19 protein-coding genes and 2 tRNA genes are annotated in these 17,896 nt (G+C 61.7%); 5 read left to right on the forward strand and 16 right to left on the reverse strand.

The genetic code is table 11. The features are described 5' to 3' along the window. The 3 genes from AB4037_RS16685 to AB4037_RS16695 form a co-directional block, all read right to left on the reverse strand. Nucleotides 1-152 (reverse strand): GTP-binding protein (locus AB4037_RS16685; RefSeq protein ID WP_441772415.1); only part of this gene is annotated, 152 nt, incomplete at its 3' end. A 139-nt stretch (nt 153-291) separates the two neighbouring features. Further along, a tRNA-Gly gene (locus AB4037_RS16690) sits at nt 292-365 on the reverse strand. Nucleotides 366-392: 27 nt separating this feature from the next. Then, nucleotides 393-477, reverse strand: a tRNA-Tyr gene (locus AB4037_RS16695). A 214-nt stretch (nt 478-691) separates the two neighbouring features. Between AB4037_RS16695 and AB4037_RS16700 the strand changes: the two genes are divergently transcribed. After that, nucleotides 692-1,465 (forward strand): TrmH family RNA methyltransferase, encoded by a 774-nt coding sequence (locus AB4037_RS16700; RefSeq protein ID WP_434956981.1) that lies wholly within the window; start codon nt 692-694, stop codon nt 1,463-1,465. Between the two features lie 51 nt (nt 1,466-1,516). Here the strand turns inward: AB4037_RS16700 and AB4037_RS16705 are convergent, their stop codons facing one another. From AB4037_RS16705 to pyrE, 9 genes are all read right to left on the reverse strand, one after another. Further along, nucleotides 1,517-2,038, reverse strand: a complete 522-nt coding sequence (locus AB4037_RS16705; protein ID WP_434956982.1) for a hypothetical protein — start codon at nt 2,036-2,038, stop codon at nt 1,517-1,519. A 65-nt stretch (nt 2,039-2,103) separates the two neighbouring features. Beyond that, the gene (gene recO / locus AB4037_RS16710) at nt 2,104-2,835 is read right to left on the reverse strand and encodes a DNA repair protein RecO (protein ID WP_434956983.1); all 732 of its coding nucleotides are present in this window, start codon (nt 2,833-2,835) and stop codon (nt 2,104-2,106) included. Between the two features lie 49 nt (nt 2,836-2,884). Continuing rightward, a complete protein-coding gene (gene era, locus AB4037_RS16715) occupies nt 2,885-3,799 on the reverse strand; it encodes a GTPase Era (RefSeq protein WP_441772277.1) in 915 nt (304 codons plus the stop codon). Nucleotides 3,800-4,195: 396 nt separating this feature from the next. Beyond that, a complete protein-coding gene (rnc, locus tag AB4037_RS16720; RefSeq protein ID WP_434956985.1) occupies nt 4,196-4,909 on the reverse strand; it encodes a ribonuclease III in 714 nt (237 codons plus the stop codon). After that, nucleotides 4,906-5,577 (reverse strand): signal peptidase I, encoded by a 672-nt coding sequence (gene lepB / locus AB4037_RS16725; protein ID WP_441772278.1) that lies wholly within the window; start codon nt 5,575-5,577, stop codon nt 4,906-4,908. The genes rnc and lepB (AB4037_RS16725) overlap by 4 nt, the downstream gene beginning before the upstream one ends. Beyond that, the gene (gene lepB, locus AB4037_RS16730; RefSeq protein ID WP_434956987.1) at nt 5,577-6,377 is read right to left on the reverse strand and encodes a signal peptidase I; all 801 of its coding nucleotides are present in this window, start codon (nt 6,375-6,377) and stop codon (nt 5,577-5,579) included. Before lepB (AB4037_RS16730) ends, lepB (AB4037_RS16725) begins: the two co-directional genes overlap by 1 nt. 297 nt (nt 6,378-6,674) lie before the next feature. Next, nucleotides 6,675-7,073 carry a holo-ACP synthase gene (acpS, locus tag AB4037_RS16735; RefSeq protein WP_441772279.1) on the reverse strand — a complete coding sequence of 133 codons (399 nt, stop codon included), beginning with the start codon at nt 7,071-7,073 and terminating at the stop codon, nt 6,675-6,677. Further along, complete coding sequence (locus AB4037_RS16740; protein WP_441772280.1) at nt 7,070-7,837, reverse strand: pyridoxine 5'-phosphate synthase; 768 nt, start codon at nt 7,835-7,837, stop codon at nt 7,070-7,072. The genes acpS and AB4037_RS16740 overlap by 4 nt, the downstream gene beginning before the upstream one ends. A 2-nt stretch (nt 7,838-7,839) precedes the next feature. Then, nucleotides 7,840-8,430 carry an orotate phosphoribosyltransferase gene (pyrE, locus tag AB4037_RS16745; RefSeq protein WP_434959657.1) on the reverse strand — a complete coding sequence of 197 codons (591 nt, stop codon included), beginning with the start codon at nt 8,428-8,430 and terminating at the stop codon, nt 7,840-7,842. A gap of 234 nt (nt 8,431-8,664) precedes the next feature. Here pyrE and AB4037_RS16750 point away from each other — a divergent pair, with 234 nt between their 5' ends. Continuing rightward, nucleotides 8,665-9,009, forward strand: a complete 345-nt coding sequence (locus tag AB4037_RS16750; protein ID WP_441772281.1) for a hypothetical protein — start codon at nt 8,665-8,667, stop codon at nt 9,007-9,009. Between the two features lie 55 nt (nt 9,010-9,064). On the opposite strand, the gene AB4037_RS16755 is transcribed toward AB4037_RS16750, so the two are convergent. Together AB4037_RS16755 and rpoZ are read right to left on the reverse strand one after the other, a co-directional pair. After that, nucleotides 9,065-11,257: a RelA/SpoT family protein gene (locus tag AB4037_RS16755; protein WP_434959658.1), complete on the reverse strand. Its 2,193-nt coding sequence runs from the start codon at nt 11,255-11,257 to the stop codon at nt 9,065-9,067. 177 nt (nt 11,258-11,434) lie between these two features. Then, entirely contained in the window at nt 11,435-11,812 is a 378-nt protein-coding gene (gene rpoZ / locus AB4037_RS16760) for a DNA-directed RNA polymerase subunit omega (RefSeq protein ID WP_434956991.1), read from the reverse strand. A gap of 433 nt (nt 11,813-12,245) precedes the next feature. Between rpoZ and AB4037_RS16765 the strand changes: the two genes are divergently transcribed. Together AB4037_RS16765 and AB4037_RS16770 are read left to right on the forward strand one after the other, a co-directional pair. Further along, nucleotides 12,246-12,914 (forward strand): NYN domain-containing protein, encoded by a 669-nt coding sequence (locus AB4037_RS16765; protein ID WP_434956992.1) that lies wholly within the window; start codon nt 12,246-12,248, stop codon nt 12,912-12,914. 212 nt (nt 12,915-13,126) lie between these two features. Beyond that, entirely contained in the window at nt 13,127-13,771 is a 645-nt protein-coding gene (locus AB4037_RS16770) for a uracil-DNA glycosylase (protein WP_441772282.1), read from the forward strand. Nucleotides 13,772-13,803: 32 nt separating this feature from the next. Here the strand turns inward: AB4037_RS16770 and smpB are convergent, their stop codons facing one another. Together smpB and dapA are read right to left on the reverse strand one after the other, a co-directional pair. Continuing rightward, nucleotides 13,804-14,277, reverse strand: a complete 474-nt coding sequence (smpB, locus tag AB4037_RS16775; RefSeq protein WP_434956994.1) for an SsrA-binding protein SmpB — start codon at nt 14,275-14,277, stop codon at nt 13,804-13,806. Between the two features lie 134 nt (nt 14,278-14,411). Next, nucleotides 14,412-15,302: a 4-hydroxy-tetrahydrodipicolinate synthase gene (gene dapA / locus AB4037_RS16780; protein ID WP_441772283.1), complete on the reverse strand. Its 891-nt coding sequence runs from the start codon at nt 15,300-15,302 to the stop codon at nt 14,412-14,414. A 506-nt stretch (nt 15,303-15,808) separates the two neighbouring features. Between dapA and AB4037_RS16785 the strand changes: the two genes are divergently transcribed. After that, entirely contained in the window at nt 15,809-17,887 is a 2,079-nt protein-coding gene (locus tag AB4037_RS16785; RefSeq protein ID WP_441772284.1) for a transglycosylase SLT domain-containing protein, read from the forward strand. Nucleotides 17,888-17,896: the final 9 nt, after the last annotated feature.

Consider the following 17,896-nt stretch of genomic DNA (forward strand, 5'->3'; position numbering starts at 1 on the left):
ATCATCTGGTCATACGCCGTGAACGTCGCACCGCCCGTCTCGGCAAGCACCTTCGTGATCGCCGCTGTCAGCGACGTCTTGCCATGGTCAACGTGACCAATCGTGCCGATGTTGCAGTGCGGCTTGTTGCGTTCAAATTTCTCTTTGGCCATAGCCCCGTTTCCAGCATTGGAGGATTGGGTATTTCGCCGGTGCGAAATATCGGGCGGCTCGATAGGGGTTTTTGCGGCAACGCGCAAGAAGAGAATGGAGCACGGCGCGTGTGCGGCCCAAAATCCGACCGGAAGGGAGTGGAGCGGGTGAAGGGAATCGAACCCTCGTATTCAGCTTGGAAGGCTGCTGCTCTACCATTGAGCTACACCCGCGACCAAGCACAGTATTCTTTGGACGTTTGGTGGAGGGGGTTGGATTCGAACCAACGTAGGCTGAGCCAACGGATTTACAGTCCGTCCCCTTTAACCACTCGGGCACCCCTCCAAAACGTCCTTCCGCAACGCTGTGACACCGCTGCGAAATCGAAGCGGCCAAGTGGCGCGACCGCTTCGTTCAGAGGGCGCCGTTATGGTGAGGGGATCGGTGCCTGTCAACCTAAAAGGCGAAGATTGACGACGAGTTTTTACACTTAATCGCGGACGGGGCTTTTTTTGGCGCGCCGGGCATGTCATGGGCAGTCTCCGGAACGGAGAAAAACATGAAGGACAGGGACCGCAGAGGCCATCGCGGCCACCATCGGGGCTACGCTGGCGAAGCGACGCCGGAAACCGTGGTGATCTATGGCTGGCACCCGGTGCGTGAAGCGCTGCAGAACCCCAACCGCAAGCTCAAGCGGCTACTCGCCACCGAAAATGCCCTGAAAAGGCTGGCCGACGAGAAGGTCGAGACGAGAATCAAGCCAGAAACCGTCCGTCCCGGCGACATCGACCGTCTGCTCACGCCCGATTCGATTCACCAGGGCCTCTATCTGGAGGCGGCTCCCCTGCCCGCTCCCGCCTTCGGCGAGCTCGGCGCGCAAGATATCGTCCTGGTGCTCGACCAGATCACCGATCCCCATAATGTCGGCGCCATCATCCGCTCGGCCGCCGCCTTCAAGGTGGCTGCGATCATCACGACCGAGCGCCATTCACCAGCCGCCACCGGCGTGCTCGCCAAATCGGCCTCGGGCGGCCTCGAACATGTGCCGGTCGTTTCCGTACGCAATCTCGGCGACACGCTGGATGAAATGGAAGCGAGCGGCGTGACGCGAATCGGTCTCGACTCGGAAGGACCGGCAACATTGGAAGGCACCGTGTTCGCCGGGCCGCTGGCCCTCGTGCTCGGCGCCGAGGGCAAGGGCCTGCGTCAGCGCACCCGTTCGCTCTGCGATGCCTTGGCCCGGCTCGACATGCCCGGCGAGATCAAAAGCCTCAACGTCTCGAATGCCGCCGCCCTCGCACTCTATGTGGCTCGAACGAAGATACCGGCCTGAACGCTTTTACTATTTGACCGATCACCGGGAGCCGTAAGGACGAGCGCTGTTCTATTTCGCGGGCTCGAAATCCATACTTTCGAGATTCGGCCGCGGCACCGGCAGGGCTCTTGCCTCCTGAACCGGCTCGGGGCGCGGTTTGGGCGCAGCAGCGAGCGGCAGAGTTTTGGCCGGTTCGAGCTTTTTCGGTGCAGACAGGGCTGCGCTGCGCGGTTTGGGCAGAGCCGGACGCGGCAGGCTTTGCGGCGTCCCGACAAGACGGCGGGGCGGCCGCAGCGGTCGCATCGCCGGGCCACGCTCCTCCGGCAGGACGTCATAGGGGGCGTCGAGATCCGGAGCATAGGCCGGCCCCCTCACCCACGGGCGCGGATAGAAGCTGCGGGTCTCGTAGCCTCCATCATCCTCGCGATAGATGGGCCGCGGGTGATAGGGGCGCATGGGCGCCTCGAACTCGCCGCCCCATCCTCCGTCGTCGTAAAAGGGAGCGTCACGCCAGCCCGCCTGGGCCTGTGTCATCGGCAGAGTGACGAGACAGAACGTAATCGCCAACAAGGAAACAGGACGGATCGTCACGGCGGCATCCTCGAGAACTTCATCCCGGCGGTCGTAGCCAACGACTTTGGCGGAATAAGGATTGGTTAACCTTTTTCTTTCGCCACCACCAGGTCTTCCAGCAGCACACGCCTACCCTCGGGCATGGCAAGACCGCGCGGCGCAAAGACATCGCGCTCCAGGAAATATTGGGTGAGGCGCAAGCCATCCGCGATGTCGCCAGCGCCAGGCACGCCTTCCTCTCCGCGCAGAAAGGCTGGCAAGCGCAACAGCCTGTCATGCCAGGGAGTTCCAGCTTCCCGGCAGACCGCCCGCCCACTCTTGGGCGAGACATAGATCAGGTCGTCCCGCCGGCCGGTGACGGCGCAGGCGGCCAGATCGAGGCCGAAGCCGAGGTCCGACAGGATTTCAAGTTCGAATCTTGCGATCAGCGCCGGCGCCAAGGCGGGGTCTCCAAGCACCTCTATGAGGTGGCCGAAGGCCTCGTGGAGCCCTGGATGTGGATCGCGCTCGGGCAGCAGGCGGACCAGGGCCGCCACATGGGTCATGGCGAACAAGGCCAGCCGGGAGGACAGGAACCGAGCAGCATGCAAGGTCAGTCCCTCGACGGCGAAATGACCGAGATGACCTTCGATCCGGGCGCGCCAGGTGAGTTGCACCTCGTTGCCAGGCTGCAGCACAGGCTGCAAAGTCCGCGAGCGCCCTCCCCGCACCATGCCGAGATGACGGCCGTGATCCCGGGTCATAGCCTCCAGGATCACGCTGGATTCGCCGTGGCGGCGCACGCCCAATATGTAACCGCTGTCGATCCATTCCATCGGGTTGGTATTTTCGTCAAATCGCAAAACGCATTGGAAGGCGCCTGCCTCAGGGTTTCTCCACCGGGAAGTCCAGGCCCATTTCACGATAGCGCTCGGGGTCGTCAGACCAGTTCTCGCGCACCTTCACGAACAGGAACAGATGCACCGGCGCCTCGGCCATGGCCGCGATTTCCTTGCGTGCCGCCATCGAGATCGCCTTGATGGTTTCGCCACCCTTGCCGATGACAATCTTCTTGTGTCCCTCGCGCGTGACATAGATCGTCTGCTCGATGCGGGCGGAACCATCCTTCATCGACGTCCACGCCGTGGTTTCCACCGTCGATTCGTAGGGCAGTTCATCATGCAGTCGCAGGAACAGCTTCTCGCGCGTGATCTCGGCCGCCAGCGAACGCAGGGGCGCATCCGAGATCTGGTCCTCGGGATAGAGCCAGGGTCCGGCTGGCATGATGGAGCCGAGATGACGGGTGAGATCTTCCACGCCGCTGCCGGTCAGCGCCGATAGCATGAAGGTCTGTTCGAAGGGCAGCCGCGCATTGACGGCCTGGGCAAGCTCCAGCAGCTTTTCGCGCTTCACCGCATCGATCTTGTTGAGGATGAGGATGCGCTTCTGCTTGGTTGCCGAAAGCTTTTGCAGGATGGCCTCATTGCCTTCGTCGAGCCCGCGCTGGGCATCGACCAGCAGGCAGACGGCATCGGCATCGGCCGCTCCGCTCCATGCGGTAGTGACCATGGCCCGATCGAGCCGGCGCCTGGGCTGGAAGATGCCAGGCGTGTCGACGAAGATGATCTGTGCTTCGCCTGTGATGGCGATGCCGCGCACGATCGCACGCGTCGTCTGCACCTTATGGGTCACGATCGACAGCTTGGCGCCGACGATGGCGTTCATCAGCGTGGACTTGCCGGCATTGGGTGCGCCGATCAGGGCGACGAAGCCGCATCTTGTTTGCGTAGTCTCGTTCATTTGCTCTTTCTAGGGAAAACTGCGATTTCTTCGCATCGCAATTTTCCCTAACTCTTTGTTTTAACGCATTTTCTCAATCGAACAGTCTATCGACTCTTCCGGAAAATGCTCTTGGATCAATCCGGCTCAAGCAGAATGTCCGAACGCGTCCGCGAGGAACGGGCTCGGACATTCTACCATTGTCGACGTTCTAGCAGACATTCGCGCTCCGAAATACGGCGCGATACGCCCTGGAACAAAGTTCGATTTTACCGAATCGCACTTTGCTCCAACTCATCGTTTCGACGCGTCTTTGTGGTTTGACCCGTTTCCGACAAACCACAAAACGCTCCGGGCCGCCGCAAGCCGGTTTTGTTCATGTCCCGGGCAGGCCAGTCGGCCATATCCGCCGAAAGTTCAGCTCCGCCGCCCCTCCAGAGAGATGCCTTCGCGTGCCATGAAGGCGGTGGCGGCGGCCTGCTCGGCCAGGCGCTTGGACTTGCCTTCGCCCTCGGCCGAGGCCAGCGTCTCGATATCGACGGCGATTACGAAACGTGGATTGTGATCGGGCCCGGTACGCGAAACCAAGCGATAGGTCGGGGCCTTCAACGCACGGCCCTGCGCCCATTCCTGCAAGGCGGTCTTGGCATCGCTCGGCGGCCTGACCGGAGCGTGAAGCCGCTCGCGCCAGGCGTTCTCGACCACGGCGCGCGCTTTATCATAGCCGGCGTCGACGAAGACGCCGCCGATCAAGGCCTCGCAGACATCGCCAAGCGTGGTGACACGCTTGCGCCCGCCCGAATGGGCCTCGCCAAGGCCGAGCTTGACATGCGGGCCTACCCCCCAGTCGTTTGCGACGGCAGCGCAGGTCTCCTTGCGCACGAGGTCGGAAAGCCGGCGCGACATTGCGCCCTCCTCGTCATCGGGGAAGACGCTGTAAAGCATGTCGGCAACCGCCAGCCCGAGCACACGGTCGCCGAGAAACTCCAGGCGCTGATAACTCTCCAGCCTAGCCGGCCCGTCGAGAAAGCTGATATGCGTCAACGCTCGCTCCAAGACAGAGCGATCGGCAAAGACATGGCCGAGCGCGGCTTCCAGAGTTTCAAGCGGAGGTTTCTTCTTCGAGCTCATTGTACGATCTTAAACAGGCGCATTTGTCCCTTGGCCGTCGAGAACAGGACCCGCCAGGGTTTGCCCACGAAATTCTCAAGCGGAATATAGCCGACACCGGCGAGATCGCGCGAGTCATCGGAATTGTCGCGATTGTCGCCCATCGTGAAATAATGGCCGGCCGGAACGACATATTCATCGGTATTGTCGTAAAAGCCAATGTCTTCACTGACCTCGATGACTTCATAATTCCGTCCGTTCGACAAGGTCTCCCGATATTTCGGCACCTGTTTGTCGACGCTAAACGCCATCTCCGCTTTGTAGCTGCCGGCCGGCTCGCGCGGCACCCTGCTTCCGTTGATGAACAGACGGCCATCGCGCATCCGGATGCGATCTCCCGGCAGGCCGATCACCCGCTTGATGAAATAGGTGGAGCGATCCTTGGGCAATCGGAATACCGCCATGTCACCACGAGCGGGGGCCCCGACTAAAGGTCCCTCGCCGAAGGGCAACACCATCACGACGTCACCCACGAGCAGCGTAGGAATGTTGGAACCACTCGGCACCGAGAAATTGCGGCAAGAGGCGAGCAGCAGCAAAGCGCCACCAGCAAACAGCAATCCGCTGGAGCGGCTCGCATGAGGCCAAATTCGGCGCAACACTCCGTCAGACGTGGTCTGATCCGCCATTATCGAATGAGCGAGAACAAACGGCTGCCGCGCACGGTCCACGGCCACTGCCAGAAAGCGAGAGGCGAGGCGTCATCGGCGACGGAGAAGAAGATGATCTGGCCCTTGCCGACGAAATTATCGAGCGGCACGTAACCGACGGCGGCAAGATCGCGCGAATCATCGGAATTGTCGCGGTTGTCACCCATCATGAAGTAGTTGCCCGGCGGCACGACATATTCATCGGTGTTGTCGTAATAACCGCTGTCGCCCTGGATTTCGATGACCTCGTGCTTCACGCCATTGGGCAGGGTTTCGATATACTTCGGCACCTGCTTGTCGCGCCCGAATTCGTCCTTGACCAGATAGGTGCCCGCCTGTTCGCGCTGAACCATGGTGCCGTTGATGAACAGTCGGCCCTGGCGCACCTGGATCCGATCGCCGGGCAGGCCGATGACGCGCTTGATGAAATCGGTCGAATTGTCCTTGGGCAGCTTGAACACGGCGATGTCGCCGCGCTTCGGCCCCTCGCCCGCCCACAAGCGGCCGGAGGGCAGGAAGCCGGAAATCACCGGCACCGAATAGCGCGACCAGCCATAGCTGTATTTCGAGACCATGACGTAGTCGCCGACCAGAAGCGTCGGGATCAGCGAACCGGACGGAATGTTGAACGGCTGGAACAGGGCCGTGCGGACCACCAGCGCAATGATAAGGGCGTGAATGATGATCTTGATCAGTTCGCCGATACCGCCATCCTTCGACGTCTTCTTGGCGGCGCCGCTGGTGTCGGGCGTCTTGTTCGGTTGGCTGGCCACGCTCATCGGTCTTCCATCTTTGGAGGCGGTCCTTGGCGGGACCGGAGCCTCGGAATATCGCTCCGGTCCAAGATTCCACAAGAACCTTGAAATTACGCAAAGCTTCCGGAGTCGGCCTTGAGGCAAGCTCCGGAAGCTTTGTAACGAAACAACTCTGTTGCGGCTGCTATAACCCCTGCGGATTGAGGGTGCAACGCCGGAGCCTGCCTTCGAGATGCCCTGACGAGGTCAATCATTCACAGGCCACGTCCGCCACAAACAGCATGATTTCGGCAATTGCGCGGCAAACGGCCAGCCCCGCGTTCAAACACGCAGTCGGGCCTCGATCACCACGAAGGCCTGCGCCAGAGGATGCTCGTCGGTCAGGCTAAGATGAATATGGGCTTCATGTCCTGCCGGCAGCAGGCTGTCGAGCAGTTGCAAAGCCGCGCCGGTCAGCCGCAATTCGGGCCGGCCGCTCTCCGCATTGAGGATTTCCATGTCATGCCAATGGATTCCGCTGATGCCGGTCCCCAGCGCTTTCGAGCATGCCTCCTTGGCAGCGAAGCGTTTGGCCAGCGTGCCGGCCTTGTCGGCACGGCCGGCCGCCTTGGCGCGCTCGCCCTCGGTGAAGCAGCGCTGTTGAAAACGCTCGCCATAGCGCGCGAGGGCAGCCTCGATCCGTCTGATGTCGCAAAGATCGCTGCCGATGCCGATGATCATCCGGCCCGGCTCCGTCCGGCCGCCATCGCCGCCTTGACGGTACGGATGCTCTCCGCGAGCCCGACGAATATAGCCTCTCCGATGAGGAAATGCCCGGTATTGAACTCGGCGAATTCGGGCACCGCAGCCAGGATTTCGGAGGTCTCGAAATCAAGCCCGTGCCCGGCATGCACTTCCAGCCCGAGCCCGGCAGCGATGGACGCACCAAGCTTCAGACGCTCGAACTCCGCGGCGGCGTGGCCGGTCTCCCCCGAGGCGACCGCTTCGCACCAGGTTCCCGTATGCAGTTCCACGATATCGGCACCCAGAGCGGCGCAGGCCTCCAGTACCGCCCTGTCCGGTTCGACAAACAGGGAGACGCGGATGCCGCTTTCCTTGAGCTGTGGGATCGCCGCTCTCAGATTGGCTTCGGCCGCTCTGACGTCCAGTCCTCCCTCGGTGGTGCGCTCCTCACGCTTTTCCGGCACCAGGCAAACAGCGTGGGGCTTCACCTCCAGCGCGATTGCCAGCATTTCGTCGGTCACCGCCATTTCGAAATTCAGCGGTGCCTTCACCTCGGTGCGGATGCGGCGGATGTCGGCATCGCGGATATGGCGCCTATCCTCGCGCAGATGCGCGGTAATGCCGTCAGCACCAGCCTCGACCGCCAGATGCGCGGCGCGGACGGGATCGGGCCAGGGGCCGCCGCGCGCATTGCGCACGGTGGCGACGTGGTCGACATTGACGCCGAGACGAAGAATCTTGGGCAGAGCGGCGGAGGTCATTTTCAAGCCTGTCCCGCAAGAGCGCGGCTGCCGGGCTTGACGGCCGGCTGGTTGGCGAGTTCCGGCGGCAGCTTGTCGGCCTCGAAGGTCGGGATGTCGAGGGTCGCCAGGGCCACCAAGGGTTTGCCGAGATCGGCCTTGCCGCCCGAGCGGTCGATCAGGCAGGCCGCGCCCACGATCTCGCCGGGCTGGTTGGCGATGGATGCCAGGCATTCGCGCGAGGACAGGCCGGTGGTGATGATGTCCTCCACCATCACAACGCGCGCACCCTTGGGAATGGCGAAGCCGCGCCGCAACTGGAATTGGCCGTTCTCGCGTTCCACGAACACCGTCTTGGCGCCGAGCGCACGCGCGGTCTCGTAGCCCGGCACGATGCCGCCCACGGCCGGCGACACCACCATGTCGATGGGCCCGAAGGCGGCACGGATGCGCTCGGCCAGGGCGCGGCACAGACGCTCGGTGCGGGGGGGATCCATGAAGACGAGATTCTTCTGCAGGTAGACCGCCGAATGGCGCCCCGACGTCAGGATGAAATGTCCTTCGAGCAATGCTCCCGCCGCCCGGAATTCCGCCAGCACCTCATCCTGCGTCATCATCATCTCCTGGTTTTTCCGGCTGTACGGGCTACGCTTCCAGGGCGTGCAGATCAATGGCCGATACTGGTCGGAGGGCGAAAATTTCGCGAAAAGTCAACAACGGTGCCCCCGCCTTTCGGTTGCTGACGGGAGATCTTAGACGTGGCTTTGCGATTCCGAGAGACTTCATCTAATCGCAACACGGTTTAGCCGCCAATTTCCCGTTTTCTCGAGGTATGGAGTGCGAGTGCTGTGAGAAAGTTGATCTTCTGCCTATCGCTGCTGCTCAGCGGATGCGCGATCGGCGATGGCGGAATCCGGCCGCTGTTCTCGATGGGCTCGTCGGAACAGGCCTTCGTCGAGCGCTACGGCAAGCCGGATTTTCGCGCAGAGGAAGGTGGCACCATTCGTCTGGTCTATCTGGGCAATCGCCTCGACTTCCGCCAGCGCGGCGACACGCCACCCATCCCGCTGCCCGAGCAGAAGCGGATCCTGGCTCGCTACGGCCTTGCCTACGACCGCACCTGCGCCGTCCTCGTCAGCCTAATGTTCGGGCGCGTAATCGGGATGACCAGCATCGGTGGGCAATGCAGATGATCGCGTAGCGCCGAACGCCCGCAGATGAAGGTCCTATCAAAGGTCGAGCCGGCCGTCAGATCACCCGTTGCACCTCGCTCACCACCTTGCGGGCCCGCAAGCCGTCGATGATGGCCAGCAGATGCTTGAGGTCGTAGACCTCGAGATCGATGATCATCTCGGTCATGTCGAAGGAGCGGCGCTGCATGGCGAGATTGTCGATGTTGCCGTCGGTCTCGGCGACAACCTGGGCGATCTGGGCAAGCGTGCCGGGCTCATTGATCGACACCACCTGGACCCGGGCGGGATAGCGCTCGGCGCGGGCCGCTTCCAGATCCCAACGCACGTCGAGCCAAAGCTCGGGCCTGTCTTCGAAATCGGCCAGCGCCTGCGACTGAATCGGATAGATGGTGATCGCCTCGCCCGGGGTGAGGATGGCCACGATACGGTCACCCGGCACCGCCCCGCCTTCGGCAAAACGCACCGGCAGATCACCCATCAGGCCACGCACGGGGATGGCGGCCTTGGCGGGATCACCGCCACCTTGCAGCTTGAAGCGCAGATTCTGTCCGCCCTGCAGGCCGAACCAGGTCTCGTCGAGCCCGGCAGCGGCATGGCTCGACTGTTCGAGCTTGAAGTCGGGGAACACCGCCCGCACCACATCCTGCGAACGCATTTCGCCACGGCCGACGGCTGTGAGCACATCGTCCACGCTTTTGCGGGCGAGGCGCTTGAGCGCTCCCTGCAAGGCATCGGGGCTGTAGGTCTTCTCCAACCGCTCGAAGGCGCGTTCGATGATGCGTTGGCCGAGCCCGGCATATTGCGCCCGCACCGCCGTGCGCGTGGCACGGCGAATGGCGGCGCGCGCCCGGCCCGTGACCACCAGCGTTTCCCAGGCCGCCGGGGGCGTCTGCTGCTTGGCGGTGATGATGGCGACCTCGTCGCCATTGTAGAGTTCGGAGACCAGCGGCGTAGTACGGCCGTTGACGCGGCAGCCCACCGCCGTGTTGCCGACGTCGGTATGCACGGCATAGGCGAAATCGATGGCATTGGCCCCGCGTGGCAAGGTGATCAGCTTGCCCTTCGGCGTGAAGCAGAACACCTGGTCCTGGAACAGCTCAAGCTTGGTATGCTCGAGGAATTCTTCGGGGTTGTCGCCCTCGGCAAGCATCGCCATGGTCCGGCGCAACCAGGCAAAGGCCCGGCTCTCTCCTTCCAGGCGCAGACTGTCACCAGCCTTGTTCTCCTTGTAGAGCGCATGGGCGGCAATGCCGAGTTCGGCGATGCGGTGCATCTCCTCGGTTCGGATCTGCAACTCGACGCGCTGATGACCCGGTCCGATCACCGTGGTGTGCAGGGACCGGTAATCGTTCTGCTTGGGTGTGGAGATGTAGTCCTTGAAGCGCCCAGGCACGAGCGGCCATTTGGTGTGGACGAGCCCGAGGGCGCGATAGCAATCCTCCACCTTGTTCACCAGCACGCGGAAGGCGAAGATATCGGAGAGCTGCTCGAAGGCGACCTGCTTCTGCTCGGTCTTCTTGAAGATCGAATAGGGCCGCTTCTCCCGTCCTTTCACCGTCGCTTCGATGCCGCGCTCCTGCAGCCTCTCGCGCAGATCGTTCTCGATCTCGGCAATCAGCGCGCCATTGCGGCGCTTCAAGCCTTCCAAGCGGCGTACGATGGTTTCGTAATGGGCCGGTTGCAATTCGTGGAAGGACAGGTCCTCCAACTCCTCGCGCATATCCTGCATGCCCATGCGCCCGGCCAGCGGTGCATAAATGTCCAGCGTCTCCTGGGCAATGCGGGCGCGCTTTTCCGCCCTCATGAAGTTGAGCGTGCGCATGTTGTGCAAGCGATCCGCCAGCTTGACGAGGAGAACGCGAACGTCCTCGACGATGGCCAGCAAGAGCTTGCGCAGGTTTTCGGCCTGCTTGGCTTCCTTGGAAACCAAATCGAGCTTCTTGATCTTGGTCAGCCCGTCGACGAGAGCCGCAATTTCCTTGCCGAAGCGACGTTCGATCTCGCCGCGCGTGGCATCGGTATCCTCGATGGTGTCATGCAACAAAGCGGCTGCGATGGTGGCATCGTCGAGCTTCAGATCGGTAAGAAGCGAGGCTACCTGAAGGGGATGGGAAAAATAGGGATCACCAGAGGCACGAAATTGCGCGCCGTGCTGCTGCATGGCGTAGACATAGGCAGCGTTGAGCAGATCCTCGTTAACAGCAGGGTTATACGCCCGCACCTTGTCCACGAGTTCATATTGCCGCATCAGGCGAAATGGCGCCGTCACTCACAGTCTCCCGCCGGCCGCCTTCAAGCGCCCGGCTTCATCATTGCCAGCTCCCGGCCAAACCGAAGCATGGCGCTATTCAATACGTCCGCGGCACAAAAGAAAAGCGGGCCGGCAATGCCGACCCGCTGAAATCTTCGGGATCGATGGAGGAGTTTATTCCTCGTCGTCCGAACCGTTGTTGGCTGGCGGAACCAGGCCTTCCAGGCCGCGCAGCAGATCCTCTTCCGACATGCGGTCAAAGGCGACGTTGTCGTCGGAATCACCGGAAGCAAGAGCCGCCGGATCCGATTCGGGCTCGTCCACCTCGACGTATTTCTGCATCGAGTGGATCAGGTCTTCCTTGAGGTCATCCGGGGTCAGGGTCTCGTCCGCGATCTCACGCAGAGCCACCACCGGGTTTTTGTCACGATCGCGATCAATTGTCAGTGCAGCGCCGCCGGCAATCATGCGGGCGCGATGGCTGGCCAGCAGAACCAGCTCGAAGCGGTTCTCGACCTTGTCGATGCAATCTTCCACCGTGACGCGGGCCATGGCGACGCCTTTCTGTACCGTGTTTTGGGATCAAGCGCGCCAACTACACCGCCAAGCGAGTTTGTGCAACCCTAAAAGACCGAACCGTGGTATCCTTCCGCCTCCGAGGCAGAGAGATTGACCGCAAGTTCTACCTCATTCGACTTACATATCGAGGCTGCTCGTCTCGATATTGCAATAATCCTGTAAACACTCTCATTGGAATACGCTCAATCTAATGATAATGCAGACGAACTTGACATTCTATACCGCGATGGGCACAAGCTAGTTGCATCGGACCTAAACTTGTCGTTGCTACCATTCCGCTGACGTTACACAGAGAGGCCTTTCTCGATGTGGTCCTTGGGATTAATATTAGACTGTAATTTAGACCGATTTCAATCGTATTCAAACAGACCGATCATCAGCAGAACGAACCCTAACTGGCAGAAGAATGAACAACACCCAGGAACGCATCGCTCTTTTTATTGATGGCGCCAATCTTTACGCAACGGCGAAAAGCTTGGGGTTTGATATCGACTATCGGAAAATGCTCAAGGAGTACCACAGCCGCGGCTATCTGGTGCGAGCGTTCTATTATACCGCCCTTGTGGAGGATCAGGAGTATTCCTCGATCCGCCCGCTGATCGACTGGCTGGATTATAACGGCTATGCCGTCGTCACCAAGCCGACCAAGGAATTCGTCGACTCCACCGGCCGCCGTAAGGTGAAGGGCAATATGGACATCGAGCTCGCCATCGATGCCATGGAGCTGGCCGATCACATCTCGCACATGATCCTGTTTTCCGGCGACGGTGATTTTCGCTCCCTGGTCGAAGCCATGCAGCGCAAGGGGGTGCGCGTTTCCGTCGTGTCCACCATATCGACCCAGCCTCCGATGGTCGCCGACGAATTGCGGCGCCAGGCGGATGAGTTCGTGGACCTCGTCACGCTTCAAAGCAAGATCGGCCGTGATCCGTCCGAACGCGCCGTGCGCTCGCAGGCCGGCGGCAACTTTCCGGCCGGTCCCGGGCCAACCCGCCAGCCGCCCCAGCAGGGTTTCGCCGGCCAGACCCCCGGCTTCATGTCGGCGAGCCCAAGCGGCCAGGCCGACGATCAATAGATCAAGAACGTTGCCTCGAACGATCGGGTCGTTCTATTGACGGAGCCTTCACGACAGCTCCGTCCGAACCACTTTTCGTTCCAAGCAGATTTTTGTTGATCGGGCCACGGGCATGATCAACAGAAATCTGCAGGATATCAAACATTTGCAGAGTTTCCCGGCGAAGCCCGTCCGTGGGACTCGCCAGAAAACTCTGCTTAGGCCCAATATTCATGATCGTCAGCCAATTCCAAGAACCCGGACGCGATTGCCCGCTTTGCGAGAGGCTCGTCGCCTTTCGCCTGCAGGCGCGCGCCAAGCATCCCGATTGGCACAATGCCCCGGTTTCCAGTTTCGGTCCGGCCTCGGCCCGCTTGCTGATCGGCGGCCTGGCGCCCGGGCTCCAGGGCGCCAATCGCACCGGCAGGCCTTTTACGGGCGATTGGGCCGGCGATCTGCTTTACGAAACATTGGGCGATTTCGGCTTCGCCACCGGCACCTATGACGAGCGCCCCGATGACGGTCTCGAACTCGTCGATTGCCGCATCACCAATGCGGTGCGCTGCGTGCCGCCCGAGAACAAGCCTGTTGGCAGCGAGATCGCCGCTTGCCGCCCCTTCCTGGCCAACACCGTGAAGGAAATGCCGAATCTCAAGGTGATATTGGCGCTGGGCAAGATCGGGCATGACAGCGTGGTCACGGCCCTCGGCCGCAGGCCCGCCCACTATCCTTTCGCCCACCATGCGCGCCATGAAATCGGCGGCCTGACGCTCGTCGATAGCTACCACTGCTCGCGCTACAACACCAATACAGGCCGCCTGACCACACCGATGTTCCGGGCAGTCTTCCAGACGATCCGAGATATTCTCGACCGCTGAAACCCGCCTTGCGGGGGTTTATCTTGTAGGCGTCAGCCCTTGTCCCGCAGCAGACGACCTTTTTCGCGCTGCCAATCGCGCTTCTTTTCCGTGTCCCGTTTGTCGCCCAAAGTTTTGCCGCGGGCGAGAGCAAGCTCGATCTTGGCCCTGCCCTGCTCATTGAAATAGAGCTTGGTCGGCACGATCGTCAGGCCGTCGCGCTGCACGGCACCGATCAGCTTGCTGATCTGGCGTTTATGCAAAAGTAGTTTGCGCGGACGCTTACGCTCATGGTTGAAGCGGTTGGCCTGCAGATATTCGGGAATGTCCGCGTTGAACAGCAGCAACTCGTCGCCCGACGGCCCGGCATAGGATTCGCCGATCGTTGCCTTGCCCAGGCGCAGCGATTTCACCTCCGTTCCGGCCAGCACGATCCCGGCCTCGAAGGTATCGATCAATTCATAATTGAACCGAGCCTTGCGGTTGTCGGCAACCAGCTTGCGAGCACCGTCCTTCTTGTCCGCCACGTCATCACCCAAAGAGAGCCTTCGAGCGAAACACTCGAAGTAGACTCTACCTTCTTGTTTTCGAAGCGTTTCCCGAGACAGGCAAGATACCCGTGCTTCAGATGGAGAGGCTTTACCTCCCCCGCTTCAGCGTTTCAATTGAGCAGCCCGGCATGCACCATCGCCTGCTGGATCTGCGTACGCGCCACGTCCGTCACCGGCAGCAGCGGCAGGCGCACCTCTTCCTTGAGGCGCCCGAGCATGGCCAGACCGCATTTTGCTCCGGCGAGCCCCGGCTCCAGGAAGGTTGCCCCATGAAGTGGGATCAGACGGTCCTGAATTTCAAGGGCCGAGGCATAATCTCCACGCAGCGTCGCTTCCTGCAAGTCCGCGCACAGGCGCGGTGCGATGTTGGAAACCACCGAGATGCAGCCCTGCCCGCCTGCGGCGTTGAAGGCGAGCGCCGTCATGTCTTCACCGGAGAGCTGGATGAAATCAGCCCCGAGTTGCTGGCGCTGCTGCGACACACGGGCGAGATTGCCGGTGGCATCCTTCACCCCGACGATGTTCTTGAGTTCGTAGAGGCGCTTCATCGTCTCCACCGACATGTCGACCACCGAGCGCGGCGGGATGTTGTAGATGAAGATCGGAATGCCGATAGCGTCATTGACGGCCTTGAAATGCTGGTAGAGGCCTTCCTGCGTCGGCTTGTTGTAATAGGGCGTCACCACCAGCACGGCGTCGGCACCCGCCTTCTCGGCATGAACAGCCAGATCGATGGCCTCGACAGTGTTGTTCGAGCCGGCACCGGCAATCACGGGAACCCGGCCATTGGCCTGGGAGATGCAGATCTCCACCGCCTTGTGATGCTCGGCATGGCTGAGCGTCGGGCTTTCACCGGTGGTCCCCACTGGTACCAGACCGCTCGTCCCTTCGGCGATCTGCCAGTCGATCAGATCACGAAAACCTTTCTCGTCGATGGCGCCGTCGCGGAACGGCGTCACCAAAGCGGTGAGCGACCCTCTGAACTTTGCCTTCGACATCATCTCAACTCCACGATCCCTGGAGCAAAGCGCGTTCTGGTGAAACCGCACTTTTGCTCTCGCTCTTTGGTTCCAAGCCAATCCAGCCGATTGGCTTGAGCATCTTTGCGTCTCTTGGTGATTCCACCAAATCGCAAAACGCTTTGCCGGACGGCCGCCTCGGTGCATGCGGCCGGGCGCCAGACATATACGAGCCACCCGGTCACGAAAAGAGCATCAACGGCGATTTGCGGCCGAAAACACCCCATTTCAACGGGATGATCTTCGCATCGCTCAGGTTAATGGAATGAGTCGGGCCTTCATTGCCGCTTTTTAAGGCAACAGCCGCGAATCCGCCGCCTTCGGGCCTTGAAAATCACCTTTTCCTCGTGCCTCACTGATGGCGAGAATGCGGCATTCCAACGTCGCCATTCACGCTTCGTCAATCAGAGGACGCGACAATCGCCAAACCGGATCACCTGGCAAATCAGGTTATCTGGATTGGCGTGGCGGCAATGCTCTTGCGGTTCATGACGGGTACATCCCTCTTCGTGGCGGTGCTGACCGGCGCTCTTGCCGCGCCGGTCACGCGCCCGGGCGATGCCACCCTCAAGCATCCCTCCCGCACGGTGGCTCTGCGTACGGATGCCGATACCGCGACGACCTCGACGCGTTCCGACACGGAAATCACCGGCTCCATCATCGTCCCCTCGCCGCTGGTGAACCAGCTCGACACCCTGCGCCAGGCGATCACGGCCTATGAAAGCAGCGACCGCTCTGGCGGCGACAGCCTCGCCCGTTCGCTGACCGATCCGGCCAGCCAGGCCGCGGCGGAGTGGATCGCCATCCGCAGCGCCGCACGCCATATCGGCCTCACCCGAATCAAGGCCTTCCTCGCCGCTTATCCAAGTTGGCCCGGTAACGGCCTGATCCGCCGGCGCGGCGAAGAGGCTCTTTACAATGAGAAGGCCGACGCCGACACGGTGCGAGCCTTCTTTGCCTCGTCCCAGCCAGAGACCGACGAAGGCAAGGTCGCTCTTGCCGCCGTGCTGCAGCGCGACGGCAACCAGGACGGAGCCACAGCCCTCATTCGCGACGCCTATCGCAATGACAGCCTGTCGGGTCAGCTCGAAGGCGATATCCTGCGCGACTACGGCGCCCTTCTTTCACCAGCGGACCACAAATATCGGGCCGATCGTCTGATCTATGATGGCAATTATGACGATGGCTTGCGTGTCGCGGCCCGTGCCGATCCGGCTGCGGTGACGCTTGCCAAGCTGCGCATTGCCGTCGCCAGGCAACCCAAGAACGCCGGCGCCCTGCTGGCTGCCAACGTGTCGACCGACCCGGCCTACATCTTTGCCCGTATCTCCTATCTCAGGCGCCAGAAGAAGCCGCGCGATGCCGCCGCCCTGTTGCTGAAAGCACCGCGCGACGCCGCTGCGCTGGTGCGCCCCGACCAGTGGTGGACGGAACGTCGCCTGGTGGCTCGCGCCTTGCTCGATCAAGGGGATGCGCGGACTGCCTATGCGGTCGTTGCCGGCTATACCGCCGAGAGCGATACGACCCGGATGGAAGCCGAGTTCCATTGCGGCTGGATCGCCTTGCGCTTCCTGAAGGAGCCTCGCAGTGCGGCCCGGCATTTTGCCAATCTGAGTGCCGAATCCCAGCGGCCGATTTCAGTGGCGCGTGGCGCCTATTGGCAGGGCCGCGCCGCCGAAGCGGCCGGCGACAAGGCCGGGGCGACGGGGTTCTACCAGGCGGCCGCGCGCTATCCGATCACCTATTATGGCCAGATCGCCCGGGCGCGCCTGGGCATGCGCACGCTCGACCTGAACGCTCTGCCCGAAGCCACGCCGGCCAGCCGCGCAGCCTTCGACGAACTCCTGGCGGTGCGTGCCATCCATCAGCTCTACACGCTCGGCAAGCGTGACTATGCCCGCATCCTGGTTTCCGATATGGGCCGGCAGCTCCAGGACAGCCAGCAATTGGCCCTGCTCGGCCAGATCGCTCTCGACAATCTCGACGCCAAGACGGCACTCACGGTCGGCAAGTCGGCGACGCAGCGCGGCCTGCCGCTCGATGCGATCGCCTTTCCGATCGGCGCCATTCCCGGCTTTGAGAGTTCCGGCACGGTCGAACGGGCGGTCGTTTACGGCATTGCCCGGCAGGAAAGCGAATTCGGCCATGAGGTGATCAGCACGGCCGGCGCCCGCGGGCTGATGCAGGTGATGCCTTCGACCGCCAAGGCAACCGCCCGTCTGGCCGGCATCGCTTTCGACGCCAAGAAGCTGACCAGCGACCCGCTCTACAATGCGCGTTTGGGCGAGGCCCATCTGGGCGATCTGATCGGCCGCTTCCGCGGCTCCTATGTCATGACCTTCGCCGCCTATAATGCCGGTCCGGGCAAGGTGGCCGACTGGGTCAAGGCCTATGGCGACCCGCGCGACCCCAAGGTTGATCCGATCGACTGGGTGGAGCGCATCCCCTACACCGAGACACGCAACTACGTGCAGCGCGTGCTGGAGAATGTGCAGGTCTATCGCTCGCGCCTCGATACCAAGAGCATTTTGCTGATCGAAGCCGACATGCGCGGCAAGAGCCGTTAGGACCGAACC

Origin of the sequence: Labrys sp. KB_33_2 (genome assembly GCF_052114505.1) — a bacterium.
Lineage (GTDB): Bacteria > Pseudomonadota > Alphaproteobacteria > Rhizobiales > Labraceae > Labrys.

Excerpts from the sequence above, each read along its gene's own strand:
- AB4037_RS16700 (WP_434956981.1), top strand. The coding sequence starts at position 692 with ATGAAGGACAGGGACCGCAGAGGCCATCGCGGCCACCATCGGGGCTAC.
- recO (WP_434956983.1), bottom strand. The coding sequence starts at position 2,835 with ATGGAATGGATCGACAGCGGTTACATATTGGGCGTGCGCCGCCACGGC.
- era (WP_441772277.1), bottom strand. The coding sequence starts at position 3,799 with ATGAACGAGACTACGCAAACAAGATGCGGCTTCGTCGCCCTGATCGGC.
- rnc (WP_434956985.1), bottom strand. The coding sequence starts at position 4,909 with ATGAGCTCGAAGAAGAAACCTCCGCTTGAAACTCTGGAAGCCGCGCTC.
- lepB (WP_441772278.1), bottom strand. The coding sequence starts at position 5,577 with ATGGCGGATCAGACCACGTCTGACGGAGTGTTGCGCCGAATTTGGCCT.
- lepB (WP_434956987.1), bottom strand. The coding sequence starts at position 6,377 with ATGAGCGTGGCCAGCCAACCGAACAAGACGCCCGACACCAGCGGCGCC.
- acpS (WP_441772279.1), bottom strand. The coding sequence starts at position 7,073 with ATGATCATCGGCATCGGCAGCGATCTTTGCGACATCAGACGGATCGAG.
- AB4037_RS16740 (WP_441772280.1), bottom strand. The coding sequence starts at position 7,837 with ATGACCTCCGCCGCTCTGCCCAAGATTCTTCGTCTCGGCGTCAATGTC.
- pyrE (WP_434959657.1), bottom strand. The coding sequence starts at position 8,430 with ATGACGCAGGATGAGGTGCTGGCGGAATTCCGGGCGGCGGGAGCATTG.
- AB4037_RS16755 (WP_434959658.1), bottom strand. The coding sequence starts at position 11,257 with ATGCGGCAATATGAACTCGTGGACAAGGTGCGGGCGTATAACCCTGCT.
- rpoZ (WP_434956991.1), bottom strand. The coding sequence starts at position 11,812 with ATGGCCCGCGTCACGGTGGAAGATTGCATCGACAAGGTCGAGAACCGC.
- AB4037_RS16765 (WP_434956992.1), top strand. The coding sequence starts at position 12,246 with ATGAACAACACCCAGGAACGCATCGCTCTTTTTATTGATGGCGCCAAT.
- AB4037_RS16770 (WP_441772282.1), top strand. The coding sequence starts at position 13,127 with ATGATCGTCAGCCAATTCCAAGAACCCGGACGCGATTGCCCGCTTTGC.
- dapA (WP_441772283.1), bottom strand. The coding sequence starts at position 15,302 with ATGATGTCGAAGGCAAAGTTCAGAGGGTCGCTCACCGCTTTGGTGACG.
- AB4037_RS16785 (WP_441772284.1), top strand. The coding sequence starts at position 15,809 with ATGACGGGTACATCCCTCTTCGTGGCGGTGCTGACCGGCGCTCTTGCC.